At 64.3% G+C, this 26,233-nt stretch carries 21 protein-coding genes; 12 read left to right on the top strand and 9 right to left on the bottom strand.

The window, feature by feature from the left end; all coding sequences use genetic code 11:
* The first annotated feature begins 23 nt into the window (after window positions 1-23).
* Window positions 24-788, top strand: a complete 765-nt coding sequence (locus KY494_RS12005) for an SDR family NAD(P)-dependent oxidoreductase (RefSeq protein ID WP_219891075.1) — start codon at window positions 24-26, stop codon at window positions 786-788.
* A gap of 542 nt (window positions 789-1,330) precedes the next feature.
* Complete coding sequence (locus tag KY494_RS12010; RefSeq protein WP_258194815.1) at window positions 1,331-1,756, top strand: VanZ family protein; 426 nt, start codon at window positions 1,331-1,333, stop codon at window positions 1,754-1,756.
* A gap of 18 nt (window positions 1,757-1,774) precedes the next feature.
* On the opposite strand, the gene KY494_RS12015 is transcribed toward KY494_RS12010, so the two are convergent.
* Complete coding sequence (locus KY494_RS12015) at window positions 1,775-2,053, bottom strand: hypothetical protein (RefSeq protein WP_219133153.1); 279 nt, start codon at window positions 2,051-2,053, stop codon at window positions 1,775-1,777.
* Window positions 2,054-2,274: 221 nt separating this feature from the next.
* Between KY494_RS12015 and KY494_RS12020 the strand changes: the two genes are divergently transcribed.
* On the top strand, window positions 2,275-2,712 hold the full coding sequence (locus tag KY494_RS12020; protein WP_219133152.1) for a hypothetical protein: 438 nt from the start codon (window positions 2,275-2,277) through the stop codon (window positions 2,710-2,712).
* Between the two features lie 49 nt (window positions 2,713-2,761).
* Here KY494_RS12020 and KY494_RS12025 read toward each other — a convergent pair whose 3' ends face one another.
* Both KY494_RS12025 and KY494_RS12030 read right to left on the bottom strand, forming a co-directional pair.
* Window positions 2,762-3,889: a peptidase M24 gene (locus tag KY494_RS12025; protein ID WP_219891076.1), complete on the bottom strand. Its 1,128-nt coding sequence runs from the start codon at window positions 3,887-3,889 to the stop codon at window positions 2,762-2,764.
* A gap of 165 nt (window positions 3,890-4,054) precedes the next feature.
* Window positions 4,055-4,333 (bottom strand): hypothetical protein, encoded by a 279-nt coding sequence (locus KY494_RS12030; RefSeq protein ID WP_219891804.1) that lies wholly within the window; start codon window positions 4,331-4,333, stop codon window positions 4,055-4,057.
* 201 nt (window positions 4,334-4,534) lie between these two features.
* On the opposite strand from KY494_RS12030, the gene KY494_RS12035 reads away from it, so the two are divergent.
* The 5 genes from KY494_RS12035 (at window position 4,535) to KY494_RS12055 (ending at window position 12,456) form a co-directional block, all read left to right on the top strand.
* On the top strand, window positions 4,535-5,533 hold the full coding sequence (locus KY494_RS12035) for an LLM class flavin-dependent oxidoreductase (RefSeq protein WP_219891077.1): 999 nt from the start codon (window positions 4,535-4,537) through the stop codon (window positions 5,531-5,533).
* Window positions 5,534-5,868: 335 nt separating this feature from the next.
* The gene (locus tag KY494_RS12040) at window positions 5,869-8,040 is read left to right on the top strand and encodes a TonB-dependent siderophore receptor (RefSeq protein ID WP_219891078.1); all 2,172 of its coding nucleotides are present in this window, start codon (window positions 5,869-5,871) and stop codon (window positions 8,038-8,040) included.
* 16 nt (window positions 8,041-8,056) lie between these two features.
* A complete protein-coding gene (locus tag KY494_RS12045; RefSeq protein ID WP_219891079.1) occupies window positions 8,057-10,075 on the top strand; it encodes an arylsulfatase in 2,019 nt (672 codons plus the stop codon).
* The gene (locus tag KY494_RS12050) at window positions 10,072-11,097 is read left to right on the top strand and encodes a formylglycine-generating enzyme family protein (RefSeq protein ID WP_219891080.1); all 1,026 of its coding nucleotides are present in this window, start codon (window positions 10,072-10,074) and stop codon (window positions 11,095-11,097) included. Before KY494_RS12045 ends, KY494_RS12050 begins: the two co-directional genes overlap by 4 nt.
* Before the next feature lie 135 nt (window positions 11,098-11,232).
* Entirely contained in the window at window positions 11,233-12,456 is a 1,224-nt protein-coding gene (locus KY494_RS12055; RefSeq protein WP_219891081.1) for an MFS transporter, read from the top strand.
* A 43-nt stretch (window positions 12,457-12,499) separates the two neighbouring features.
* Here the strand turns inward: KY494_RS12055 and KY494_RS12060 are convergent, their stop codons facing one another.
* The 6 genes from KY494_RS12060 to KY494_RS12085 all read right to left on the bottom strand — a co-directional run bounded on the left by KY494_RS12060 (window position 12,500) and on the right by KY494_RS12085 (window position 19,811).
* On the bottom strand, window positions 12,500-14,113 hold the full coding sequence (locus KY494_RS12060; RefSeq protein ID WP_219891082.1) for a M28 family peptidase: 1,614 nt from the start codon (window positions 14,111-14,113) through the stop codon (window positions 12,500-12,502).
* Between the two features lie 136 nt (window positions 14,114-14,249).
* Window positions 14,250-15,086: an HDOD domain-containing protein gene (locus tag KY494_RS12065; protein ID WP_071079117.1), complete on the bottom strand. Its 837-nt coding sequence runs from the start codon at window positions 15,084-15,086 to the stop codon at window positions 14,250-14,252.
* Window positions 15,087-15,207: 121 nt separating this feature from the next.
* Window positions 15,208-16,284 (bottom strand): BMP family ABC transporter substrate-binding protein, encoded by a 1,077-nt coding sequence (locus KY494_RS12070; protein ID WP_219891083.1) that lies wholly within the window; start codon window positions 16,282-16,284, stop codon window positions 15,208-15,210.
* A gap of 21 nt (window positions 16,285-16,305) precedes the next feature.
* Window positions 16,306-17,235 (bottom strand): ABC transporter permease, encoded by a 930-nt coding sequence (locus KY494_RS12075; protein WP_219891084.1) that lies wholly within the window; start codon window positions 17,233-17,235, stop codon window positions 16,306-16,308.
* Window positions 17,228-18,304 carry an ABC transporter permease gene (locus KY494_RS12080; protein ID WP_219891085.1) on the bottom strand — a complete coding sequence of 359 codons (1,077 nt, stop codon included), beginning with the start codon at window positions 18,302-18,304 and terminating at the stop codon, window positions 17,228-17,230. Before KY494_RS12080 ends, KY494_RS12075 begins: the two co-directional genes overlap by 8 nt.
* Entirely contained in the window at window positions 18,297-19,811 is a 1,515-nt protein-coding gene (locus KY494_RS12085) for an ABC transporter ATP-binding protein (RefSeq protein WP_219891086.1), read from the bottom strand. Before KY494_RS12085 ends, KY494_RS12080 begins: the two co-directional genes overlap by 8 nt.
* A gap of 448 nt (window positions 19,812-20,259) precedes the next feature.
* On the opposite strand from KY494_RS12085, the gene KY494_RS12090 reads away from it, so the two are divergent.
* From KY494_RS12090 to KY494_RS12105, 4 genes are all read left to right on the top strand, one after another.
* Complete coding sequence (locus KY494_RS12090) at window positions 20,260-21,072, top strand: outer envelope protein (protein WP_219133472.1); 813 nt, start codon at window positions 20,260-20,262, stop codon at window positions 21,070-21,072.
* Between the two features lie 78 nt (window positions 21,073-21,150).
* Window positions 21,151-22,992, top strand: a complete 1,842-nt coding sequence (tssF, locus tag KY494_RS12095) for a type VI secretion system baseplate subunit TssF (protein WP_219891087.1) — start codon at window positions 21,151-21,153, stop codon at window positions 22,990-22,992.
* Window positions 22,956-24,014: a type VI secretion system baseplate subunit TssG gene (tssG, locus tag KY494_RS12100; protein WP_219891088.1), complete on the top strand. Its 1,059-nt coding sequence runs from the start codon at window positions 22,956-22,958 to the stop codon at window positions 24,012-24,014. Before tssF ends, tssG begins: the two co-directional genes overlap by 37 nt.
* Before the next feature lie 77 nt (window positions 24,015-24,091).
* On the top strand, window positions 24,092-26,233 hold the full coding sequence (locus KY494_RS12105) for a type VI secretion system Vgr family protein (protein ID WP_219891089.1): 2,142 nt from the start codon (window positions 24,092-24,094) through the stop codon (window positions 26,231-26,233).

Here is a 26,233-nt window from a genome sequence, read left to right on the forward strand (position 1 = left end):
TTCCTTTCCGCCGAGGTGATTACATGAAACTTGTCAATAAAACCGCCATCGTCACGGGCGCCACGCAAGGCATCGGCCTGGCCTGCGCCACCCGCCTGATCGCCGAAGGGGCGCAAGTGATGCTGGTCGACATCAAGGAAGAGGGCGCGCAGGCGGCGGCCGCGCTCGGCCCGCAGGCGCGCTTCTTTTGCGCCGACGTCAGCCAGAAGGCGGACGTGGACGCCATGCTGAAGGAAACGCTGGCGCAGTTCGGCCACATCGATATCCTCGTCAACAATGCGGGCGTGACGCACGCGGCCGATTTCCTCGATGTCTGCGAAGACGATTTCGACCGGGTCATGCGCATCAACCTGAAATCGATGTTCCTGTGCGGCCAGGCCGTGGCGCGCGAGATGGTCAAGCGCAACAGCGGCTGCATCATCAATATGTCCAGCGTGAATGCGGAGCTGGCGATTCCGAACCAGGTGCCGTACGTGGTGTCGAAAGGCGCCATCAACCAGCTGACCAAGGTCATGGCCTTGAATCTTGCCTCGCATGGCGTGCGCGTGAACGGCATCGGCCCGGGCACCATCCTGACGGAACTGGCCAGGCAGGCGGTGCTGTCGAGTCCCGAGGCGCGCCACACGATCCTGTCGCGCACGCCGCTGGGCCGCTGCGGCGAACCGGAAGAAGTGGCAGGCATCGCCGCCTTCCTGGCCAGCGACGACGCCACCTACATGACGGGCCAGACCATCTATGTCGATGGCGGACGCATGGCGCTCAACTACACGGTGCCCGTGAAAGAGTGAAACAATCAAGTTATATCAAAAAAGCATAATAGATATCTGAAAAGACCATTAGACACATATCGTGCGACGCAGCATAATGCACCTGTCTCCACTATTCTCCTCCAAGAAAATAGTTTTAAGCCCGCTTTCACCAGCGGGCTTTTTTTTTGCTATCACGAATGAAACATGGCCATTTTTGCCATGTCGCCCGATTTTTCCAGTAAATATGCCTGCGCTGTAAGAAATGTTGCGGCGTGTCATAGGCCCGTCATTTTCGCCCCCTATACTTGCTTCATCTGCTGTACAGGCAACCGATATGCCTGACTACAGACAGGTGTGCCGCGATGGCACACCACTCCCCTTTCATGACCGTGGCGGGCGCCGGCAAGGCGCACGACATGGTGAGTACCGAGCAACTCTCACTCTTGACCCATTTCATTTGGGTTTTTGGCCCGCGCCCCCGCGGGCCTTTTTTTGCCTGTCCGGCAAGCTCTTGCGCAAAAACACGGTGGCCCGCCATGGCCATGATATTGTGACTGCCTTTCCACCTGTCCTGACGCACCATGCCTGTACCCTTGCCCGAACTCTGTTTTTCCGACCGCTACGCACGCCTGCGCTACCGCACGGCCCTGGTGTTGTATGCCCTGGTGATTTTGATCGGCGACATCCCGGGCGTGCGCGCCGACGTGGGCCAATATGCGTCGGGCGGCGTGCTGCATTCCTTCGGCTATGGCGTACTGGCCCTGATCCTGTTCAGCGGCACGGGCGGCGGCATGGCCCGCCGGGCGCTGCTGTCGCTGCTGATGGTGGCGGCCATGGGCGCGCTGGACGAATTCATCCAGAGTTTCCTGCCGTACCGCCATGGCGCCGTGAGCGACTGGGTGGTCGATATCACGGCCGCCGCGGCGGTCTGCCTGCCGCTGTGTTTTCTCTGGCCCAAAATGGTCGCCTCTGCCCTCGGCAAGGGGACGCCGCAAGCGAACGCCTGAAGCGGGCATGACCGCCCGTCAGGCGCGGTCTGCCTCGCTATCCTGCAATGCCAGCGGCAACTGCCCTTGGCTGCGCGCGCCAAGGCGCCGCATCAGGGCGCGCGTCTCGCGCCGGCTGCCGGCCCCCATGGCGCGTGCAGCATCGCGCTGCATGTCCAGCAACTGTTCCGAGCGCGCCAGCCGCACCAGGCCATGCAAGGCCTGCGCCAGTACATGGCGCGCACGGGCATCGCGCGCAGTGCCGACGACAGCCAGCACCAACTCATCGATCAGTTTTGCGGTAGGACCAGATGACATTTTTTCTCCCGGTTCAACAGTGAGGAATCGTGCGGGGTGCACGACCTAGTGATTACCAGCATCGTTTATACCAAGCACGGCAATTAGACACTTGATCTAGCTCAATCGCTGATGACGGCTGCAGAACATCCGTGCGCCACCACGCTCTTACATGCAGCCATCGCTGCTATCCGCATCATCGCGGGTGCCGATCCTGAGTGTTCGACCATGAGGAGACCAAGATGAGATCGAAAAAAACCCTGCTGCTGGCCGGCCTGGCCTGTACCTTGCTGGTAGCCTGTCATTCCACGGACAGTACCAGCTTGGCGCGCAGCAATAGCGGCGAGACCTATGCCGCACCGGCCGGCACGACGCCGCAAAGCAGCATGCCAGCCAGCGGCATGCGCAGCGATACGGATCAGTCCAGCATGAACATCAGTTCAGCGACGGTACAGTCGATAGAAACCGTACCGCGTGGCATGGATCAAGGCAGTGCCGACATGCAGGCGGGCACATCGGGCACCGCCGGCAGCACCTCGGGCGCGGCGGACAATATGCTGTACCGCGTCACCTTGCGCCTGGACGACGGCACGACGCGCACCTTCATGCAAAACACCCAGCCCGCCTTCCAGATCGGCGACCGGGTCAGCGTGCAAAAAGGCGTGATGCAGCGCTATTGACAGGTGCCGGGGTTTGCCGATATTTTGCGCACATGGCCGGCCGCATCAATCAGGCCAAGGCCAGGGTCAGCGGGCGGCTGCGCCCCTGCACCATGGCCGAGGGCCAGGCCGGGTCATGCGTCAGGTTATGCAATTGGTTACCGTCGAGCAGAAAGGTGTCTTCCACCGTGCTGCCGGGCAAGCTGGGGTGGAAGGCCAGCGCCATGCCCCGCTTGAGGAGGATTTCCGTGTGCGCGCCGGCCGCCACTTCGGGCGCCAGGTAGCCATGGATGCCGCCCTGCCGGCTGGTACGCACCGTATCGGGCTGGCCTGCGTACGCGTAGGCGCTGTCGAGCGCGTGATACACCATGCTCAGCGCATGGCCCGTTTCGCAAGCGTCGAGCGCCACCGCTTCCAGCGCCAGCATGGCGGCATCGGCATCGCCCATCACCAGCGCCACGCCATCGGCGCGATGCTGCGCCGGGCCGAAGCGGCGTTGACGACTGAGGCTGGCGCACAGGCCGAAACGCCGCGCGCACAGGGCCAGCACGGCTTGCGTGCCCAGCACCACCTGGGCCGGCGGCGCGCGCCGATACCGCTGCTGGCGCTCCTCGCCGCTGACCAGCACGTGCACGGCTTGCAAGCCCCGCAGCCACAGCGCGCGCACGCAGGCGGCAGCCAGTTCCAGCTCGCTCCAGTCGGGACGGGCCTGGCGCAGCGCATCGGCGGCCGCGCCGGCAGCCAGCTGCCCCACCTGCCGATAACGCAGTTGCTCCGATTCCAGCAGCACCAGCCGCTCTTCGCGCAAGGCCACGGGCAGGCTGCGCTCGTGCAAGCCTGGCCGGTCGGACAGGACAGGCGCACCACCGGCCACATGCTGCACGAAATGCTCGCGCAATTCATACAGCTGCGGCTGCATCCAGGGCGACACTTGCCACGTCCATGGCCCGCGCACTTCTTCCTCGCGCATGCGCATGGCTTCGGCTTCGTCCGTCAGGATGTAGGCCGCGTCGCGCGTCACCAGCACTTCCGCGCAGCCGCACTCGGCCGTATGACAATGGCTGTTCGACGCGCCCGCCGTGGCCCACGCAAACCAGTCCACGCCCCGCAGGCGCACGGCACCGGCACGCTCCTGTTCCAGCCAGCCCCGCATCTGCGCCAGCTTGTGCGCCACTTCCAGTTCCAGCGGCCAGTTCATGACCACTCCTCGTCCGGGTTCAGGCGCGGCACGATCCCGCCTGCCCTGCCTGGCGCCAGCCGGGCTTCCTGTTGTGCATGCATAGCTGCTCCCTTCCTACATGGAAACGTAAGACCGGCATGCGCATAAAAAGTTCGGCGCCCGGATTTGTCTCAGGCTTGCAGTCTATGACTTCCTTCTATTTTTGCAAGCCGCTATTTCGCCAGCTCGATCAGCACGGCCGTATATCTGCAAGTTCAGCAGCAGCTGTTTTTCCGTGATGAACTCGTCTTCGGCATGCCCCCTGTACACCGCATGCGGCATGGCCGGACCGAAGCTGACGGCGTTGGGAAACCGGCGTAAATTGATGTTCAGTTCCAGCGCGTCGGCCAGCATGTTGATGGCGTTGACGCCGTTTTCCGTGCCCCGTCCCGGCAATTTTCCAGCTTCTATGTTCTTCATCATTTCACCATAATTCCTGACGTATCGCCCGCACCGATTTCCAATCGATACGAGTTTTTTACCGATCAGTACGCAAATTCCCGATTCGCATTATCATGTGTCCAGCCTGTCTTCCCCGCCACGCTGTCCTGGGTGACCCTGCCAGCGTCAGGGGATAGACAAATCGTCCATTGTGATTTTCCACCACGTCCCGATATCGCTACCATGATTCCATTTTCCATACTCGACCTCGCGCCCATCGCCGAAGGCAGCAACGCCAGCCAGTCGTTCAAGAACACGCTGGACCTGGCGCAGCACGGCGAACGCTGGGGCTATAACCGCTACTGGCTGGCCGAACACCACGGCATGCCCGGCATCGCCAGCGCCGCCACGGCCGTCGTCATCGCCCATGTGGCGGCCGGCACGACAACCATCCGCGTGGGTGCGGGCGGCGTCATGCTGCCGAACCATTCGCCGCTCGTCATCGCGGAACAGTTCGGCACGCTGGAAGCGCTGCACCCGGGCCGCATCGACCTGGGCCTGGGCCGCGCGCCCGGCTCCGACCAGACCACGGCGCGCGCGCTGCGCCGCGACCTGCAGTCCGACGCGGAACAGTTTCCGCAGGACGTGCTGGAACTGATCGACTACATGTCCGACGAGCCGCGCCAGCGCGTGCTGGCCGTGCCCGGCAAGGGCGCGAAAGTGCCCGTGTGGATACTGGGGTCGAGCCTGTTCGGCGCCCAGCTGGCCGCCCACCTGGGCTTGCCGTATGCGTTCGCCTCGCACTTCGCGCCGCAGATGATGCTGCAAGCGGTGGCGTATTACCGCGAGCACTTCAAGCCGTCAAAACAATTGGCCAAACCGTATGTGATGCTGGGCTTTAATGTGTTCGCCGCCGACACGGATGCCGAAGCGCACCTGCGCGCCACCTCGATGCAGCAGGCGTTCGTCAACCTGCGCACGGGCCGCCCGTCGCGTTTGCAGCCGCCCGTGCCCGGCTATCTGGAGCAATTGGGCCCGCAGGAACGCGCCATGCTCGATTCCGTCCTGTCGTGCACGGCCATCGGCGCGCCGCAAACGGTGAAGGCGAAGATGGCTTCCTTCATCGCCGAAACGGGCGCCGACGAGCTGATGATCACCTCGCAGATTTTCGAGCACCAGCACCGCCTGCGCTCGTATGAAATCACGGCGCAGGTGCATGCGGAGCTGGCGCAGCAGCAGTAAATCTTCCTCCCTCGGTATATCCCCGTATACCCTTTTCCCGGCCGTCGGCAACGATCGCCGGGATTTTTTTGCCTGCAACATTTACCGGCTTACCTTATACGAAATCAGTCGTTCCATCGGCGTCAGGCGGCCTCTATGATGTTTCTCGTTGAAACAGCCGTTACCACGGCTGAAGCACCATGGCGCGCCATGGCGGCGCACTGATTCCCCGCCCCTGCTACCAGCACCGGGCACCACGCAGCATCACCCTCTCCATTTTCCATGGCCACGCCGGCCAGGCCGCGACACGCCTGTCCGCATGAGCTGACCGCACCTTTGACATGAAAGCAGACGCAATGAAGCAACGACAGGCAGCGCAAGGCTACCGCACACTGAGCCTCTTCACCACCCTGATGCTGGGTGCAGGCCTGCAGGCGCAGGCGGCAGGCGATACGGCGGACGCGGCGGCGGAATCGGCCGCCGCCGCGGCCGGCCCAATCGCCGTCATCACCGTCAACGGCGACCGCGCCCCGGCGGAGCGGCTGGCGGCGGGCGCCCTCGGTGCGCGCTCGGACCTGGAAACGCCGTTTTCCACGGCCCAGGTCAGCAGCGCACAGATCGAGGACCGGCAGATCAAGAGCCTGGGCACGCTGTTTGCCGATGACGCTTCGGTGGCGTCGAAAGGCGGCACCTACACGCAAAGCGCCTACGCCGTCAGCGTGCGCGGCCTGACCCTCGATTTCACCAACGGCTACAAGATCGATGGCCAGCCCTTCCAGATGTATGGCGTCGAACTGCCGCTGGAGATGTTCGAATCGGTGCAGCTGCTGAAAGGCGCCACGGGCTTCTTGTACGGCTTCAGCGCGCCGGGCGGCATCATCAATTACGTTTCGAAAAAGCCCGTCGAGCATCCCCTGTTCAGCGCCGACATCGGCTACACGGACAGCGGCGTGTTCAGCCAGCACATCGACGTGGGCGGCCGCGCGGGCGAGGATGGCCGCTATGGCTACCGCGTCAACCTGTCGCACGAGCAGGGCGAAACGTACAACGGCGCCGATCTGCGCCGCAAGGCGGGCGCGCTGGCCGTCGATGCGCGCCTGCAGCCCGGCCTGACCTGGAGCGCGCAGTTGCTGTACCAGGAGCGCGACTTGCAAGGCGGCGTGCCGACCATGTCGCTGGCCGTGTATCCCGTGCGCAGCGCCCTGCCCGCTCCCGTCAGCGGCAAGCGCGACCTGGGCGCCTATGCCAGCACCTATTATGATTCGACCATGTGGCTGGCCAGTACGGCGCTGGCGTGGAAGATCAATAGCGACTGGCAAGCCAATGTCAGCTATGGCCATACGGAAAAGCGCATCGACAGCGCCTATGAGACGTTGTACCTGACGAGCCAGTCGGGCGGCTACAGCAACCGCCTGAACCCGTTCTACGCGCCCACGCTGACGTATGACTCGCTGCAAGGCATGCTCGAAGGCAACGTTCACACGGGTGCCATCGTGCACAAGATCGCCGCCGGCTTCAATTATCAGACGCTGGACCGCACGCTCAACGTGACGCCGTCGCTGAGCATTTTCAGCGGCAAGACCACGGGCAATCTGTACCAGGCGCCACCCGTGCTGGTCGATACCTCGAACGTCAACCGCCAGGCCTTCTACACCATTTCCGACTACACGCAGAAATCGGTCTTCCTCAGCGACACGGTGGCATTCGCGCCGCACTGGTCGCTGCTGGCGGGCTTGCGCTACATGGACTACGAGAACAACAACTTCGCCGCCAGCGGCGCGCGCACCAGCCACTATCACAAGAAACCGCTCACGCCCACCGTGGCCCTGCTGTACCAGCCGTCAAGCCAGCTGACCGTGTACGGCAATTACGTGGAAGCGCTGGAAGACGGCGGCACCGTCTCGAATGTCTACGCGAATGCGAATACCGTGCTGGCCCCGCTGAAAAGCCGGCAAGTGGAATTCGGCCTGAAGGCCGACCACGCGAAATGGGGCGCCAGCGCCGCCTTGTTCCGCATCAGGCGCGGCGCCGCCTACGCCGACTACAGCAGCAACAGCCAGGGCATTTACGTGCAGGGCGGCGAACTGCGCTACCAGGGGCTGGAGCTGAACGGCCGCGCTGACCTCACGCGCGACCTCGAAGCGACGGCCGGCGCCACCTGGCTCGACGCCACGTATCAGGCCACCAGTCCCGCCATCGTCGGCAACCGCATCGAAAGCACGCCGCGCTTCCAGGCGGCGCTGGGCGTGAACGCCAAGGTGCGTGCCGTGTCCGGCCTGTCACTGCATGCCAACGCCAGCTATGTGGGCGCGCAGGCGGCCAACAGCGCCAATGCCTGGAGCGTGCCGGCCGTCACCCTGGCCAGCGCGGGCGGCGCCTACCGCAGCCGCCTGGGCGAAAACGCCGTCAGTTACCGCCTGGAAATCAGCAACCTGGCCAACCGCGCCTACTGGAATTCCACCGGCTCGAACGCGCTGCAGGCCGGCGCGCCGCGCACCATTTCGTTGAATGCCCGCATCGATCTTTAAATCCTGGAAAGCTGATATGACCACTCCTGCCCTCCCCCGCCGCCATGGCCGCAAGATCGGCACCATCCTGGCCCTGAGCGGCCTGGCCGCCACCCTCAGCGCGTATGGCGCGCTGGACGTGACGCCCACTACCACCATCCTCGCTACACCCGTCACGCCCGCCGCGCCGGCGGCGAAAAGGCCGAACATCCTCTACATCATGGCCGATGACCTCGGCTATTCCGACATCGGCGCCTTTGGCGGCGAAATCGAGACGCCCAATCTCGACGCCCTGGCGCGCGGCGGGCGCCTGCTGACCAACCACCATACGGGCACCGTCTGCGCCATCACGCGCTCGATGCTCATTTCCGGCACCGACCACCACCTGGTCGGCGAAGGCACGATGGGCGCGCCGCGCGACGAGCGGCGCGGCTTGCCCGGCTACGAGGGCTACCTGAACAACAGCGCCCTGTCGGTGGCGCAATTGCTCAACGATGGCGGCTACCACACCTACATGGCCGGCAAATGGCACCTCGGTTCCAGCATCGTCGGCGGCGCCGCCAACAAGGGCAAGACGCCCGACCAGTGGGGCTTCGAGCGCAGCTACGCCCTGTTGCCGGGCGCGGCGCGCAATCACTTCGGCCATGAGCCGGCCGATTCGCGCAACTACACGGAAGACGGCCGCTATGTGCGCCCCGGCGAGCCCGGCACGCCGGGCGGCAGCCCGGAAGCGTTTTATTCCACCGATTTCTATACGCAAAAGCTGATCAGCTACATCGATTCCCGGCGCGGCGACGGCAAGCCCTTCTTTGCCTACGCCGCCTACACCTCGCCGCACTGGCCGCTGCAAGTGCCGGAGCCCTACCTGAGCAAATACAAGGGCCGCTATGACCAGGGCTACGAGGTGGTGCGCGCCGCGCGCATCGCGCGCATGAAGGAACTGGGCATCATTCCCGCCGACTTCACGCCGTTCGGCGGCGTGCCCGACCTGCCCACGCGCACGCCGGCCAGCGCCAACAACGACACGCCACGGGCGCGCTACGTGAACGCCAACCATGGCGCGGAACTGGGCTATGTCGACCATGGCCCCGGCAATGTCAACAAGCGCTGGGACAGCCTGACGCCGCTGGAGAAAAAAGCCCAGGCGCGCTACATGGAAATCTACGCGGGGATGGTGGATAACCTCGACCACAACATCGGCCTGCTGATCCAGCACCTGAAGGATATCGGCGAGTACGAGAATACCTTCATCATGTTCCAGTCCGATAACGGCGCCGAAGGCTGGCCCATCAATGGCGGCGACGATCCGAAACGCACCGACGAAGCCAACGCCCAGCCCGAAGCCTATGCGCAGCTGGGCCGCGACAATGGCAAGGCCAGCGCGCAGCGCCTGCAGTACGGCTTGCGCTGGGCCGAGGTGAGCGCGGCGCCGTTCCGCAACGTCAAGGGCAACTTCCACGAAGGGGGCGTCTCGACGCCGCTGATCGTGCGCCTGCCGGGCCAGCAGCAGGGTGCCGCGCCCCTGCGCGCCTTTACCTTCGTGACGGACAATACGGCCACCTTCCTCGACCTGGCCGGCATCGCCGCGCCCTCGCAGCCGGCGCCGGCCGACATCGACGCGAAGACGGGACGCGACCGCAACCTGGGCAAGGTCGTGCATGGCGCGCGCCATGTCTACCCCATCACGGGCAAATCGCTGCTGCCGCTGCTGCAGGAGCGCCATGCCGGTCCCGTGCACACGGCGCCGTTCGGCGACGAGTCGTATGGCCGCGCCTACCTGTTCAGCGCCGATGGCCGCTGGAAAGCCGTCTGGGCGGAACCGCCGCAAGGCCCCGTTTCCGGCGCCTGGCAGCTGTTCGACCTGCACACGGACCGCGGTGAAAACCATGACGTGGCGGGCCAGCATGCGGCACTGACGGCGCAGCTGGTGGCGCAATGGAAGACCTATATGCGGCAAGTGGGCGGCGTCGAACCGCTGCGTCCGGGCGGCTTCTACGGCACCAAGTTCCCCGCCGAGCCCAACGATGATAAAAAAGCCGCGGCGGGCCACCCATGAGGCTGCGCATCGCCTCCCTGGCCGCCATGCTGCTGGCCGGCCTGCAGCTGAGCGGCTGCGACCGGCTGGCTACCGCCCAGGCTGCCGCCCGGCCCGTGCCGGCGGCGCTGGGCAGCGAAGCGCTGTGCGCGGCGGGTACAGGATTGCCCGCAAGCTGGGGCCGGCAGAAACAGGCGGGCATGGCCTGGATACCATCGGGCGACTTTACCCTCGGCAGCCAGCAAGGCTATGCCGATGAGCGCCCGGCCACGGCGTCGCAGGCAGTGGCCGGCTTCTGGATGGACCAGACGGAAGTGAGCAACGCCCAGTTCGCCGCCTTCGTGCAGGCCACCGGCTACGTGACGCAGGCGGAACAGGAAGGCGGCGCCGTCGTCTTCCAGCAGCCCACGCAGGAAGAGCTGGCCCGGCGGCCCTACGCATGGTGGTCGTATGTGAAGGGCGCCGACTGGCGCCATCCCACCGGTCCCGCATCTGGCGCGCCTGCCGGCAACACGCCCGTCACCATGGTGACGCAAGCCGATGCGCTGGCCTATGCGCGCTGGCTGGGGCGCGACCTGCCCACGGAAGCGGAATGGGAATACGCGGCCAAGGCGGGCCGCAGCGACGCCGAGCTGGACAAGGCGCCCGTCGACAGCCAGCGCCAGCCGACGGCCAATTACTGGCAAGGCGCGTTCCCTCTGCTCAATACGCAGCAAGACCATCACGCGGGTCTGGCGCCCGTCGGCTGCTATCAGGCCAACGCCTTTGCCTTGTATGACATGATCGGCAATGCCTGGGAATGGACGCGCGACGCCTACAGCGGCGCGCACCAGGCGCACGCGAATGGCGACACGGCCGCCGTGGCCGCCGTGTCGCGGCGCGCGCTGCCGCTGCAGCCCAACCAGCCCATGGTCATCAAGGGCGGCTCCTTCCTGTGTTCGCCCGACTTTTGCGTGCGCTACCGCGCCTCGGCCCGCGAAGCGCAGGAAGCGGACCTGGGCGCCGCGCATATCGGCTTTCGCACGGTGCTGCGCGACAGCTGAATGGTGGTTGTATGGCCTTTGAATGATTGCTGATCAGCATGCCGGGCAAGGTCAAAATCGGCCCTGCCCGGCAAGAAATGCGCAGCCCCGCTATCATGCTGATCCAAAAGCGTCATTCCAAGAAAGTTGTATCGCATGAAATCCGCACCCTCGCATATCGACGCCAGCACCCTGCTGAGTTCCACCCGCATCCTGTTGTTCGCCCTGTCCGCCGGCGTGCTCGTCGCCAGCCTGTACTACGTGCAGCCGCTCACGTCCATGCTGGCCGCCTCGTTTGGCGTGAGCGTGCCGCAAGCGGGTTACCTGGTCACGGCCACGCAGATCGGCTATGTGCTGGGCATCGTGTTCCTGGTACCCCTCAGCGACGTGCTGAACCGCCGCCAATTGCTGACGTGGATGCTGATCGCCAAGATCGGTGCCCTGCTGCTGGCCGCCACCAGCCAGAACATCGTCGTCTTTGCCATCGCCAGCGTCTTGATGGGCATCACGGCCAGCGCCTTGATGGTGGTGACGGCCATGGTGGCCTCGTATGCGCCCGACCACAGCCGGGGCCGCATGGTGGGCACCGTCATGACGGGTTTATTGCTGGGCATCTTGCTGGCGCGTACCGTGTCCGGCACCGTGTCGCAGATCAGCGGTGGCTGGCGCAGCGTCTACGTGCTGGCCGCCATCGTCGTGGCCGCCCTGCTCGTCATGCTGCGCCGCATCCTGCCGAACGAAGCGCCGCGTGGCAAGCTGCAATACGGCAAACTGATGGCCTCCTTGGCCGATATCATCCGCCAGGAACCGTTGCTGCGCCAGCGCGCCCTGTTCTCGGGCTTGGGCCTGGGCACCTTCAGCGTGTTCTGGACGGGCCTGACCTTCTTGCTCAGCGGCGCACCGTACCACTATTCGGAAATGCAGATCGGCCTGTTCGGCCTGGCGGGCGCCACGGGCGCCTTTGCCGCGAATACGGCGGGCCGCATGGCCGACCGCGGCTATGCGCGCCAGGCCACCTGGCTGCTGGCCGTCGCCTCGATCGCGGGCTGGGCCCTGATCGGCTTCGGCGCGCACTCGCTGGTGCTATTGCTGATTGGCATCGTCCTGCTGGACATGGGCGTGATGGGCTTGCAAGTGACGCACCAGTCCATCATTTATAAGCTGGCGCCGCATGCGCGCGCGCGTGTGACCACCGTGTTCATCGCGGGCGGCTTCATCGGCGCGTCGGCCGGCTCGGCCCTGGCCAGCGCCAGCTTCGCCGCCGGCGGCTGGCCCGCCCTGTGCATGGTGGGCGGCGCCATGCCGCTGTTGCTGCTGATCGTGTGGAGCAAGTACCGATTCGAGCAGCGAAAGCTGGGGTCAGACCCCCGGGTGAGTTAGCGCTAATCTTGATGTTGGCGGTGTTGAGGGTCTGACCCCGGGTTTATTTCGCGGCTTGCTCACGCGCCTTGCCAAACGCATCGCCCGCCTTCCAGGCCGGAATTTTGGCGGCATTCGCCACGGCCTGCCCCAGGTTCAGCGTGAATTGCGCCTGCTGCGTCATGCCCGACAAATCCCAGCTGGCGTCGTACTCATCGGTCACCTGATGGTAGCGGGGGCCGTAGGCGGCCGCCTTGGCTTTCGACTCTGCCACGTCCTTGATGTACTCGCGGCCGCCATTGATGGAAAACGCGGGCACGCCCGCCTTGGCAAAGCTGAAATGGTCGCTGCGGAAATAACCGCCGGCCAGGTCGGGACGCGCGGCAGCGATATGCATGCCCATGGCTTTGGCCGTTGCCTCCGCCATCGCCCCCAGCTCCGTGCGCTCGCTGCCCTGCGCGCCGATGTCATGCGTGGCACCAACGAAGTTCAAGCTATCGAGGTTCAGCGCGGCCGCCGTCTTGTTCAAAGGCCACAGCGGATCGGCCGCATACGCGGCGCTGCCCAATAGCCCCTGCTCTTCGGCCGCCACCCACAGGAAAATCTGCGTGCGCTTCGCCGGATTTTTCACGGCTTCCTGGGCCATGGCCAGCAGGCCGGCCGTGCCCGACGCGTTATCAACGGCGCCGTTGTAAATCGTGTCGCCCGAATTACCCTGCTGGCCCAGATGGTCCCAGTGGCCGCTGTAGATGACGGCTTCATCCTTCAATGCCGGGTCCGTACCCGGCACCATGCCGGCGATATTGAATTGTTCCACCTTGCGCACGATGGACTTCATGTCGCCCGACAACTTGGCGTTCAAGGCGACGGCCTGGAAATCCTTGCTTTCCGCTTGCGCGCGCAAGGCGTCCAGGTCCTGTCCACCGGCCGCAAACAAGCGGCGCGCCGCGTCTTCCGCGATCCAACCCTGCAGGGGAGTGCCGGCAGTGCGATCGGCCAACTGGAAGCGCTCGCTGCCGCTCCAGCTGTTCTGCACGACGCTCCAGTCGTACGAGGCGGACGGTTTCGTGTGGATCAGCAAGACGCCGGCCGCGCCCTGGCGTTTGGCTTCCTCGAATTTGTAGGTCCAGCGGCCGTAATAGGTCAGCGCCTTGCCGGCGAAACGGTTCGGATCAAGCGCGGTCGGCTGCGGGTCGTTGACCAGCATGACGACGATCTTGTTTTTGACATCGGCACCCTTGAAATCGTTCCAGCCCTCTTCCGGCGCCGTGATGCCGTAGCCGACGAACACCAGCGGCGCATCGAATGTGTGCGCGGCAACGGAGTCGCCCGTGGCCCAGACCCAGTCCGGACCGAACGCCAGCGGCACGGCCTTGCCGCCCGCCACCGCCTGCAGGCTGCTCTCGGCCGGCAGCGACTTCACGCCGGCGATCTGCACGCTCTGGCGGTAGCTGTTGCCGCGCACGGGTTGCAGTCCGGCCATCTGCGCCTGGGTTTCCAGGTACGCCACCGTCAGGTCGGCACCGCGTTGACCCGTGCCCCGGCCTTCCAATAAATCGTTGGACAGGAAGGCCAGGTGGGCGCGCAGCGGCGCTTCCTGTACCACGGGCAAAACGGTAGCGGCTTGGGCGGAAAACGCCAGCGCAGTCAAGGCGAGGGAAGAAAACAGCTTCTGCATAAGATCCTTTGGGTAAGAGGAGACGTTCAGTCCGGCGGATAGCCGGGCCGGCGATTGTATGCGATGGGGCAGGCGCAGCAAAATGCGGACGAAAAAAATCCCCGCAGCAAGGGCGGGGATTTCATTGAGGCGTAATTTACACCAGCAAGGCGGCCGCCAGGGATTCGATCTCTTCGGCCGATTCCTCGAGTATCGTGTGCAGGGTGCTGCCGCCAATCCCGAAGTCGATCTTCGCGGCTGCCAGGCGCCGCTCGGCGCTTTCCGGCGGGTGCAGGGGCGAGCCGACGGGCGACAGATCGTTGGCCAGCACCAGGGTCGCGCCCAAGGTGCGGGGCGGGAACGGGCTGCCGCCGTGCCACATGCCTTCCACGGCCTGCAAGACCATGTCGGGCACTTGCAGCTGGCGCAACACGCCGCGGCCGATCAGTTTTTCGCCGTATTCGATCCAGTCTTCCGTGTTGTCGTCGAGCAAGCCCGGATATTCCTCGGCGCGCGACAGCAGATAAAAGCCGCCCACCTCGTGCACGATGGCGGCGAACATGGCCGTTTCCACATCCACATGCGTGACTTTCCGCGCGATGACCTGGCTCAATGCCGCCACGTGGGCCGTGTGCTCCCACAGCTTGGCCCCCTTGGCGCGCAATTGCGGGTCGGTGATCTGACTGCCCAGCTGGCGCACGATGACGGACGCCACCATCGATTTCAAGGTGGCAAAGCCCAGGCGCGAGACGGCTGCGCGCACATTGGCGATTTCATTGCCGGAACGGTTGTAGGCGGCCGAGTTGGCCAAGGCCACGACCCGCGCCGACAGCAGCGGCTCGGCCATGACCATGCGGGCGGCCGCCTCGATATGGCAATCGGGGTCGTCCAGCGCTTCCTGCAGCTTCAAGGTGGCCTTGACGTTGGCGGGGAACGTCAGCTCGCCCTTGCTCGCTTGCAGCGCGATAATCTTGAATACTTCCAATCTGTCCATGGGTCGATCTCCGGTACGGGCCTATGCAGGCTCTGCTATGTGGATGGGCCGGGAATGCGCATGTATCCCCGGCCTTGTTCCCGTTTCCGGCAATATTACAGCAAGTTCAAACTCAAACCTATTACTTTCCGGAAACTTTCCCTGCCACGCCTTCGACAAAATAATCCATCTTCGTCAGCGCCGCATCGTCCAGCACGCCTTTCTCCAGGCGCACCTTGCCATCGTTATCCTTGATCGGCGCGCTGAAAGGATTGAGCTTGCCAGCAACCAAGTCTTTCTCACGCGCCAATACAAACTGTTTCACATCGGCGGGCACGGCGGCGTTGATTCCTTCCAGCTTGACCATGCCATCCTTGATGCCGCCCCAGGTGCTGCTGGACTTCCACGTACCGTCCAGCACGGCCTGTGCCTGCTTCGTATAATACTCGCCCCAATGGTGGGTGACGGCGGCCAGCTGCGCCTTCGGCCCGTACTTTTTCATGTCCGAGTGGTAGGCGATCGCATACTTGCCCTTCTCTTCCGCCGCCTGCACCACGGCGGTCGAGTCCGTGTGGTGGGTGACCACGTCCGCGCCCTGGCCGATCAGGGTGATGGCCGCGTCGCGTTCCTTGCCCGGGTCGAACCAGCTATTCACCCACACCACTTTCACTTCCGCCTTCGGGTCGACGCTACGCATGCCGCGCGTGAAGGCGTTTACGCCCTGCAACACTTCCGGGATGGGAAACGCCGCCACATAACCGGCCACATGGGTCTTGCTCATCTTGCCTGCCAACACGCCGGCCAGGTAGCGGCCTTCGTAGAAACGGGCATTGGTGTTGGCCACGTTCGGCGCCGTCTTGTAGCCAGTCAGGTGGATGAACTTCACATTAGGAAATTGCTTCGCCACTTTCAAGGTGGGATTCATGTAACCGAACGAAGTCGTGATGACCAGCTTGCTGCCCGTTTGCGCCAGGTCGCGGATCACGCGTTCCGCATCGGCGCTCTCCGGCACGTTTTCCACAAACTTGGTGGTGATCTTGTTGCCCAGCGCCTTTTCCATTTCCTTGCGCGCCTGGTCATGCTGGGTGGTCCAGCCCGCGTCGCCGATGGGGCTGATGTAAACAAAACCGACATTCAATGGAGCGGCGGCGGGCGCGGCGGCCATGGCAGGCATCAGAATGGCACTGCAAACGGCGGCGCACAGTAATTTCTTGGACATGGTTTTCCTTGTGGTGAGTGATTAATTTCCGGGATTGAAATTTTTCCCCAGCGAAGCGGGCATGTTGAGCTTGATGTAATTGGCATTGCTGGAAATGAGCACGAGCACGACGATGGCCGCCAGATACGGCAGCATCGACAGCAGCTGCGAGGCGATGGGCACGCCCAGCGCCTGCGCGTGGAAGGTCAGAATCGTGATGCCGCCAAACAGATAGGCGCCGCCCACCACGCGCGCGGGGCGCCAGGTGGCAAACGTGGTCAGCGCCAGCGCGATCCATCCGCGCCCCGCCACCATGCCCTCGACCCACAGCGGCGTGTACACGAGCGACAAAAAGGCACCGGCCAGGCCGCAGCAGGCGCCACCGAACAGCACGGCCGCCAGGCGGATGCGCCGCACGGGGTAACCGAGCGCATGCGCGGACGCTGGCGACTCGCCCACGGCGCGCAGCACGAGTCCCGCCCGCGTGCGGTACAGGAACCAGGCGATGGCCACGCACAGCAAGAGCGACAGATACACCATCGGATGCTGGCGGAACAGGGCCGGCCCCAGCACGGGAATGTCTTCCAATAAAGGGATGCCGAAGCGGCCGTTCTGCAAGCTGTTGCCCACGTACTTCAGGCCGATGTACGTGGACGCACCCGCGCCGAACAGCGACAAGGCCAGGCCCGTCGCATACTGGTTCGTGCCCAGCCACACGGTCAGCCAGGCAAAGAAGCCGGACAGCAGCATGCTGGCGCCCGCCCCCGCCAGGAAGCCCAGCGTGGGGCTGCCCGTGTTGACGGCCACGGCAAAGCCCGTGATGGCCGACACCAGCATCATGCCTTCCGCGCCCAGGTTCACCACGCCCGCCTTTTCATTCACCAATAAACCGAGGGCGGCCAGCATCAGCGGCGTGCCCGCGTTGATGCTGGCGGCGATCAAGGGCGCTATCGTCAGGGCCAGGTTATCCATGTTTTCTCCAGCGCAATTTGTATTGGATCAGCACGTCGCAAGCGAGCAAGGCGAACAGCAAGATGCCCTGGAACACCCCCGTGATCGCGCTGGGCAGACCCAGGCGCGATTGCGCCAGTTCGCCGCCGATATAGAACAGGGCCATGACGAAGCTGGAAAAAATCACGCCGACGGGATGCAGCCGCCCCACGAAGGCGACGATGATGGCGGCAAAGCCGTAGCCGGGCGAGACCGTGGGCGTGAGCTGCCCCATCGGTCCCAGCACTTCACAGGCGCCCGCCAGGCCGGACAGGGCGCCGCAGATCAGCAGCGACGACCATAAAGTCTTGCGCGAAGAAAAGCCCGCATACCGCGCGGCGGCCGGCGCCATGCCGCCCACGCGCAAGCGGAAGCCGGCAATGCTCCTGGATAAATACAGCCAGCCGCCCAGCGCGGCCAGCAGGGCGAAGATGATGCCCACGTGCAAGCGCGTGTCGCTGATCACCATCGGCAACAGCAAACCGTCGGACAGCAGTTTCGACTGAGGGAAGTTGAAGCCTTCCGGGTCGCGCAGCACGCCATACACGAGATAGCTGAGCAGCAATTGCGCGATGTAGACCAGCATCAGCGAGACGAGGATTTCGCTGGCGTTGTAGCGGTCGCGCAGCCACGCCACCAGGCCCGCCCACGCCATGCCGCCCGCCATGCCGGCCAGCAGGGAAATGCCGATGACGGCCGCGCCGCCGACGCCATCATCGAGGTACAGGGCCGCCGCGCCGCCGCAGATGGCGCCCAGGGTCAGCTGCCCTTCGGCGCCGATGTTATAGATGTTGGCGCGAAAGCAGATGGCCAGGCCGACGGCGATCAACAGCAGGGGCGCCACCTTGATGCCCAGCTCGGACCAGCCGTGCGCGTCGCGCAAGGGTTCGACGAAGAAGACGGCCAGTCCGGCCAGCGGATCGTGTCCCAGTGCAACAAATAGCAGCGCGCCGCACAGCACGGTGAGCAAGACTGCCAGCACGGGCGACAGCCACGACATCAGCCGCGACGGGGTTGGCCGGGCTTCCAGGCGCAAGGCAAACTTAGCCATGGGCGACCTCCTGCGGCCACAGCCCGCTCATCCATTGCCCCACCTGCGCCACGCTGGCCTCGCCCACCTCGAGCGATGGTGAAATTTTTCCTTTCGCCATCACCAGCAAACGGTCGCTGATTTCGAACAATTCATCGAGTTCTTCCGAGACGATCAGCAGCGCGCAACCGGCGTCACGCAGCGCCAGCAATTCGGCGCGGATTTGCGCGGCCGCACCCACGTCCACGCCCCAGGTCGGCTGCGCCACCACCAGCACGGTGGGTTCGCGCATGACTTCGCGTCCGACTATGTATTTCTGCAAATTGCCTCCAGACAAGCTGCGCGCCAGCGCCTGCGGCCCGCCCGCCTTCACCTGGAAGCGGGCGATGATGGCGGCCGCCCGCTGCGCGATGACGTGATGACGCACGAAGCCGTGGCGGATGGTGGCGGGGGTCTGCAAGCTCAACAGCACGTTGTCGGCCAGCCCCATGTCGGGCACGGCGCCGCGTCCCAGCCGCTCCTCCGGCACGAAGCCGAAGCCCAGCGCGCGCCGGCGTCCCGGCGGCAAGCGTCCCGCCGGCGTGCCGTTCAGCACGATGCTGGCGGGGGCCGCGCGCATGTCCTCGCCCGACAGCGCGGCCAGCAATTCCTGCTGGCCATTGCCGGACACGCCCGCGATGCCGACGATCTCGCCCGCCCGCACGTCGAAATTGATATCGATCAATTGCGTGGCAAACGGGTGGCTCTTCGGCAAATCCAGCTGCCGCACGCTCAGCATGATGGCACCGGGCGTGCGCGCCACGCGCGTGACGGCGGGCGGTTCGGCGCCGATCATCATGCGCGACAGGCTGGCCGCCGATTCCTCGGTGGGGTCGCACACGCCCGCGTTCTTGCCGGCGCGCACCACCGTGCACGTGTGGCACAGGGCGCGGATTTCGTCGAGCTTGTGGCTGATGTACAGGATGCTGCAGCCTTCGGCCGCCAGCTGGCGCAAGGTCATAAACAGTTTCTCCACGGCACCCGGCGTCAGCACGGACGTCGGTTCATCGAGGATCAACAGTTGCGGCTTGGCCAGCAGGGCGCGCACGATTTCCACGCGCTGGCATTCGCCCACCGACAAGGTGTGCACGTGACGCTGCGGCTCCAGGTCCAGGCCGTACTGGCGCGCCGTCGCCTCGATGCGCTGCGCCAGTTCCGCCATGTTGGTGCCGGCGGGCAAACCGAGGGCGATGTTTTCCGTCACGGTGAGCGTGTCGAACAGGGAAAAGTGCTGGAACACCATGGCGATGCCCAGCGCGCGCGCGGCCGACGGGTTGGCGATCTCGACCTCGCGGCCATTCCACAGGATCCGGCCGCCATCGGGCTGCACGGCGCCGTAGATGATTTTCATCAAGGTCGATTTGCCGGCACCGTTTTCTCCGAGCACGGCGTGAATTTGTCCGGGCGCCACGGTGAGGTGGATGCCGTCATTGGCCACCACGGACGGATAGCGCTTGCTGATGTCGTGTAATTCCAGACGTGCCGTCATTGTTTTTTTCGTGCCTCGTTACAAGTTATCCGTCTATCGATCGGGGCGGCATCAAGCCATCGCGATAGCTATCGTATCGGCATCCGCGGATGCTTGGGGGCTGGCATTTGGCAGTCCATTTCTATTTCTGCAAAAAAACAACACCTGTATACAATTTTGAAAAAAATTAGCTGCTTTGCAGCCCCCGCCTTGCCCCACAGGGGCTGGAAAATGCGATGATTATATGCAAGAAATGATAGTAAGTATGTAAATACTGCATATTGTCTGATGCCGCGCCTCTCGCATCATGGATTGAACGGCGCGCATTCTGCGGCAACGCAGCGCATCATGCGCGCTACGCGCCCCGCCATCCCTTGTATCCGTTTTCCAACACCGCCATCAGGAGCCGAAAGTGCCAAAAATCTTACCGTGTCTGTTGCCTTGCCTGTGCCTTGCCACGACCCTGGGCCTGGGAGCGACCGCCCAGGCTGCCGAATGGAGCGATACCTCGCTCAGCTGGCGCGCCGGCAATGACTACCGCGAGCCGTTCAATCCCGATGACATCAAGAAAAATATCTTTGCCATCACGCATGCCAGCGGCTACAAATACGGCAGCAACTTCGTCAACCTGGACTTCCTGATCTCCGACAGCAAGGACCCCGGTGCGCTGGGCAAGACGTCCGGCGCGCAAGAGGCGTATCTGGTGTACCGCAACACCATCGACATCGGCAAGGTGCGCGGCAGCGACATCAAGTTCGGCCCCGTGCGCGGCGTCGGCGTCACCCTGGGTTTCGACGTCAACACGAAAAATGACGTCGGCTACAACTCGCGCAAGCGCATGCTGGTGGCCGGCCCCACGCTGATGTGGGACGTGCCCGGCTTCTTCAACACCAGCCTGCTGTTGCTGCGTGAAAGCAACGCCCCCAGCGGCGCCTTCCCGCCCATCTCGCAAGTGACGGGCCGCTACACGTATAAAACGCACGCCATGCTGACGGGCGCCTGGGGCATTCCGCTGTCGCCGCTGTTCTCGTTCGAAGGTTTCTTTAACCTCATCGACTCGAAAGGCAACGATGAAGTGGGGCGCAAGACGGCGGTGGAAACGAATATCGACATGCAAGTGATGTACGACGTGGGCGCGGCCCTGGGCAGCGCGAAGAACACCTTCCGCGTGGGCATCGAGTACCAGTACTGGAAAAACAAGTTCGGCAACTCGCCCGCCACCACGGGCAACGTGGGCCAGACGGCGAAGACGCCGATGATACGCGCGGAGTACCATTTCTAAGAATCATTGTCACGCATCAACACACACGGTCGCGCCTGATGCCAGCATGAAGCTTTCCTGCTGGCGGAGAGCGCGACCGTGGAACAACTATTGCCATATTACGAGCGCGAGCTGGGCCTGTTCCGCCAGTACACGCGCGAGTTTTCCAGCCGCTATCCGAAAGCGGCCGGGCGCCTGCTGATCGCCGGCGACACCTGCGAAGATCCGCATGTCGAACGTCTGATCCAGTCCGTCGCCCTGCTCACGGCCAGGGTCGCCAAACGCCTCGACGACGCCTATCCGCAATTTACCCATGCCCTGCTCGACACCCTGTACCCGCACTATCTGCGGCCGTTTCCTTCGTGCTCCATCGTGCGCATCGCCGCCGACGAAGCGCACGGTGGCAGCCAGCTGGCCCAGCTTGCGCATGTTCCGCGCGGCACCGTGCTGCGCTCGCAGCCGGTGCAAGGCGTGGCCTGCAAATTCACCAGCGCGTATGACGTGACCCTGGCGCCGCTGGCCATTTCGCGCCTGCACTTTTCAGCGATCATCGACGCGCCGCCCGGCCTGCGCCTGCCCGACGGCGCCAGCGCCTTGCTCAGCATTCAATTCACCAGCAGCAGCGACAACTATCATCTCGATCAGCCGGGTTTTGCCAGCCTGCGCCTGTTTGCCGATGGCGAACCATCCGTGCGCGCGGCCCTGCTCGACGCCCTGTTCCTGCGCGGCGCGGGCGCGTACGTGGCGCTGGACGAACACAGCCCGTGGCTGGCCGTCGACGGCATTCCGCTGGCGCCGGCCGGCTATGCCCAAGACGATGCGCTGATCCCCATTTCCGCCCGTTCGCACCCGGCCCTGCGCCTGCTGACCGAGTATTTCGCCTTTCCGGAAAAATTCCATTTCATCGATATCGCCTGGTCCCTGCTGGCGGCCTTGCTGCCGAAGCAATGCCGCCAGTTCACCTTACACTTGCCGCTCAAGGGCGTGCGCAGCGACAGCCACGAGGCGCGCCTTCTCTCCGGCGTCAGCCCCGATAATCTTTTGCTCGGCTGCACGCCCGTCGTCAACCTGTTTGCCAAGTCCGGCGTGCCGATCCGCCTCACGCATACCGAGCCCGACTACGCCCTGCTGGCCGATGCCACGCATGCGTTTGCCTACGACATCCACAGCATCGAGGCCGTCACCGTGGTGCGCAAGGACCAGGCCGGCGAGCGCCTGAGCACCTTTTTGCCGCTGTATGCCTCGCTGCAAGGTGCCCAGGCAGAGCAAGGACAGTACTGGCTGGCGCGCCGCGACGAAACCGTGGCGGCCATCAGCCCCGGCCATGAAATGCGCCTGAGCCTGATCGACCCGCAGTTTTCACCGGAAAACGCCGCCTGCGCCACCGTCTCGACGCAGCTGCTGTGCAGCAACCGCGACTTGCCCACGCAATTGCATTACGGCTTGCCCGGCGGCGACCTGCTGGCCGAAGATGTGCCCGACGGCATCCCCGCGCGCTTCCTGCGCAAGCCCACGCCCAGCATGCGCTTCCTGGCGGACACGCACTGGCGCCTGATTGCCCACCTGTCGCTCAATTACTCGGGCCTGACGCAAGCGGGCCTGGGCGAATTCCAGAAAATGCTGAGCCTGTACGACCTGCCCCGTTCGCCCACCACGCAGCGCCTGATCCAGGGCATCGTCACGCTGGAACACGGCAGCACGCGCGCCTGGATGCCGACCGTGCCGTTTCCCACCCTGATGCCCGGCATCGCCATCCGCCTGGGCATCGACGAACAAGCCTTCGTCGGCAGCAGCATCACTATTTTTGCCCAGGTGCTGCAGCGCTATTTCGCCCTGAACAGCCAGCTCAACTGCTTTAGCCAACTGACGCTGCGGTCCCAGCGCAGCGGCGAGGAACTCATCCGATGCCCGGAACGCAGCGCCGACGCCACGCCAGCGTGATCCAGCAATTGCTCGACGCGCCACAGCGCTTCGAGTGCTTTCAGGCGCTGCGCCTGCTGCTGGCATGGCTGGCCGAACACGGCATCGATGAGCACACGGCGCTGGCAAAGATCATGCGCTTCGACAACAGCGTCTCGCTGCGCTTTCCCGCCAGCCAGGTCGAGGCGCTCACAACAGGCGGCATGGCTGATGCCGATGCCTTGCTGCAAGCGCTGCTGTCGGGTCATTTACCACATATCCACCTCACGCCCGCCTTCATGGGCCTGCTGGGCTGCCAGGGCAGCTTGCCCAGCCACTATTCGGAGCGCATCGCCGCGCACCAGCATAGCGAGCGCGACACCAGCGCGCGCGCTTTTCTCGACCTGTTTTCCAGCCGCGCCGTGACCCTGTTTTACCAGGCCTGGCAAAAATACCGCATCGAGCAGGCCGGCCACAGCGGCGCCTTCCTGTCGCGCCTGCTGGACCTGGCCGCGTGCCAGCCGGGCCAGGACCAGGGTCTGGACCAGTACCAGGCGGCGATCGGCCTGTACAGCGGATTGCTCCAGCAGCGCAACATCTCGTCCATCGTCATGGCGCGCATCCTCGGCGACCACTTCGGCGTGCCCTGCCACATCGACGAAGCGACGGGCGCCATGGATGCGCTGGCGCCGCGCGAACAAACGGCGCTGGGCATGGCCAATGCCGTGCTGGGCCAGCGCGCCACCGTCGGCAAACGCTGCCGCCGCCCCGACCTGGCCGTACGCCTGCGCCTCGGCCCCCTCACGGCAGAGCAGCACGCCAGCTTTTTGCCGCGCGCCCCTGGCAGCGAGGCGCTGCGGCACATGCTGATGCTGTTCGGCCAGCCGCTCGTGCGCTACCAGATCGTGCTGGTGCTGCGCGCCAGCGAGGTACGGGGATTGGCATTGACGGCCACCGGGCAAGCTGGCCTCGGCTGCAACAGTTTCCTCGGCGCTGCGGCATCACCGCGCCACCGCGACGACATGCATTACGAAATGCAATTGATGCCCTCACTCAAAGATTGAAGCTTGCGGCCGCGCAAAACGCCTGTGTTCGCTATTGCTACAGTCGGTCAACGATTCCTACCGTGAAGCGATGCGCGATGAGCCTGTTCCCCGATACGACGGCGGCATGGATGGCATTAACGGGCGACATGCAGGGCCAGCGCCTGCTGCGCCTGCACTTTCCGCATGGCGACGGCCCTGCCGGCATCCAGTTCCTGGCCAACAGCCTGGCCGCCAGCGAAAGCCTGTCGCGCGACTTTTCCTACGTGGTGGAAGTGCTGTCCGACGACGCCGCCATCGCGCTCGACAAGGTGATGGGCAAGATGGTGACCATCGAACTGGTGCGAGAAGACGGTACCTTGCGCTACTTCAACGGCTATGTATTCGAGTTCCACTTCCTGCGCACGGACGGCGGCTTCGCCTTTTATCAAATGGTGCTGGAGCCATGGCTGGCGCATCTGCACTTGCGGCAAAACAATGTCGCCTTCCACGGCTTGACGGTGGCGGCGCTGACGGACAAGGTCTTCGATGCCTACCTGATGCGCGACTACAAGCTGGCCGCCAGCGGCCTGGACCCCGCCATCACCTACACGTGCCAGCACAACGAGAGCGACCATAACCTGTTGCACCGCCACTGGGAGCAACTGGGCTGGCACTACCGCTACGAACACCGCCTTGACGGCCACACCTTGTGGCTGGACGACGACAGCACCACCGGCAAGCCCATCGATGGAGAATCGAACGCCATGCCCTTCCAGCACCAGGCCGGTTCCCTGGAGGACGATGGCGTGCATCAATGGAGCACGGTGCGGCGCATGGCCCCGGCCCAGATGACAGTCGCCAGCTTCAACTTCAAGAATCCGCGCAGCGCCCGCGCCAGCCGCGACTCGCTGAACCGGCAAGGCGCCGTGCCGTCGCTGGAAGTATATGAAAACACGGGCAGCTACGGTTTTAAAAACATCGACGATGGCGAATCCCTGGCCCAGCGCCGCATGGAAGAGCTTGATGCCCAGGGCCAGCTGTTCGAGGCGCAGGGCAATGACCGCACGGCGCAGCCGGGACGCTGGTTCACGCTGGACGGACATTTCGACAGCGCAGCCAGCGAATACCTGATCCTGTCCGTGCACCACTACGCCAGCAACAACTATCAGCAAGGGCACGGCGCCACCTCGCACTACAGCAACACATTTACGTGCATCGCCCGCGCCATCCCCTGGCGCCCCGGCCGCAATTTTCATAGCCGCGAACCGAAGATCTACGGCGTGCAGACGGCCACCGTGGTCGGGCCGCCCGGCGAGGAAATCCATACGGACGGTTACGGAAGAGTCAAAGTGCAATTCCACTGGGACCGACTCGGTACCTTCGACGACAGGAGTTCGCCGTGGATAAGAGTGATATCGAACTGGGCCGGCCCGAATTTCGGCCACATCAGCCTGCCCCGGGTGGGCATGGAAGTGGCCGTGCAATTTCTCGACGGTAACGTCGCCATGCCCCTCATCATCGGCTGCGTCTACAACGCGCGCAATATGCCGCCATGGGAGCTACCGGCCAACAAGACGCAAAGCGGCATGCTGAGCCGTTCCTCAAAAAAAGGTTCCGCCGCGCACGCCAACGCCTTGCGTTTCGAGGACCGCAAGGATGCCGAGGAGTTGTGGCTGCATGCGGAAAAGGACCAGCGCATCGAAGTCGAGCATGACGAGTCGCACTGGGTCGGCAACGACCGGCGCAAAACCATCGACCGCGATGAAACCGTGCACGTCAAGCGCGACCGCACGGAAACGGTGGACCACGATGAAGACATCACCGTGCACAACAACCGCCGTGAGCGCGTCGACCACGACGAACACATCGACATCGGCGACAACCGCCGCGAACACGTGGGCGGCAACGAGCAGGTGCAGATCGACGGCCACCGTTCGGAACGGGTGACCCTGGCCAAGGACGAAACGATCGGCCTGGCCAAGGTGCTGACCATCGGCGCCGCCTACCAGACCACCGTCATCGGCGCCATGAACACCACCGTGGTGCTGGCGCAGGCCGAGCAGATCGGCCTGGCGAAAAGCGTCATCGTCGGCGCCGACAGCACGCTCACGGCCACCGATTCGCACACGATGACGGTCGGCACGTCCAGCATCACCATCACGCCGGGGCGCATTGAACTGGTTGCCGATGAAATCATCATTCGCGGCAGATCGAAGGTGCAGATCCACGGCGACGACATCGACAACAACCCGGACTGA

This window comes from Janthinobacterium sp. PAMC25594, from assembly GCF_019443505.1.
GTDB lineage: Bacteria > Pseudomonadota > Gammaproteobacteria > Burkholderiales > Burkholderiaceae_D > Janthinobacterium.

Coding starts and splice junctions, on each gene's coding strand:
- KY494_RS12020 (WP_219133152.1), top strand. CDS start 2,275: ATGAGATCGAAAAAAACCCTGCTGCTGGCCGGCCTGGCCTGTACCTTG.
- KY494_RS12005 (WP_219891075.1), top strand. CDS start 24: ATGAAACTTGTCAATAAAACCGCCATCGTCACGGGCGCCACGCAAGGC.
- tssG (WP_219891088.1), top strand. CDS start 22,956: ATGCCCGGAACGCAGCGCCGACGCCACGCCAGCGTGATCCAGCAATTG.
- KY494_RS12030 (WP_219891804.1), bottom strand. CDS start 4,333: ATGATGAAGAACATAGAAGCTGGAAAATTGCCGGGACGGGGCACGGAA.
- KY494_RS12055 (WP_219891081.1), top strand. CDS start 11,233: ATGAAATCCGCACCCTCGCATATCGACGCCAGCACCCTGCTGAGTTCC.
- KY494_RS12050 (WP_219891080.1), top strand. CDS start 10,072: ATGAGGCTGCGCATCGCCTCCCTGGCCGCCATGCTGCTGGCCGGCCTG.
- KY494_RS12075 (WP_219891084.1), bottom strand. CDS start 17,235: ATGGATAACCTGGCCCTGACGATAGCGCCCTTGATCGCCGCCAGCATC.
- KY494_RS12040 (WP_219891078.1), top strand. CDS start 5,869: ATGAAGCAACGACAGGCAGCGCAAGGCTACCGCACACTGAGCCTCTTC.
- KY494_RS12045 (WP_219891079.1), top strand. CDS start 8,057: ATGACCACTCCTGCCCTCCCCCGCCGCCATGGCCGCAAGATCGGCACC.
- KY494_RS12080 (WP_219891085.1), bottom strand. CDS start 18,304: ATGGCTAAGTTTGCCTTGCGCCTGGAAGCCCGGCCAACCCCGTCGCGG.
- KY494_RS12085 (WP_219891086.1), bottom strand. CDS start 19,811: ATGACGGCACGTCTGGAATTACACGACATCAGCAAGCGCTATCCGTCC.
- KY494_RS12015 (WP_219133153.1), bottom strand. CDS start 2,053: ATGTCATCTGGTCCTACCGCAAAACTGATCGATGAGTTGGTGCTGGCT.
- KY494_RS12060 (WP_219891082.1), bottom strand. CDS start 14,113: ATGCAGAAGCTGTTTTCTTCCCTCGCCTTGACTGCGCTGGCGTTTTCC.
- KY494_RS12065 (WP_071079117.1), bottom strand. CDS start 15,086: ATGGACAGATTGGAAGTATTCAAGATTATCGCGCTGCAAGCGAGCAAG.
- KY494_RS12070 (WP_219891083.1), bottom strand. CDS start 16,284: ATGTCCAAGAAATTACTGTGCGCCGCCGTTTGCAGTGCCATTCTGATG.
- KY494_RS12010 (WP_258194815.1), top strand. CDS start 1,331: ATGCCTGTACCCTTGCCCGAACTCTGTTTTTCCGACCGCTACGCACGC.
- KY494_RS12035 (WP_219891077.1), top strand. CDS start 4,535: ATGATTCCATTTTCCATACTCGACCTCGCGCCCATCGCCGAAGGCAGC.
- KY494_RS12105 (WP_219891089.1), top strand. CDS start 24,092: ATGAGCCTGTTCCCCGATACGACGGCGGCATGGATGGCATTAACGGGC.
- KY494_RS12025 (WP_219891076.1), bottom strand. CDS start 3,889: ATGAACTGGCCGCTGGAACTGGAAGTGGCGCACAAGCTGGCGCAGATG.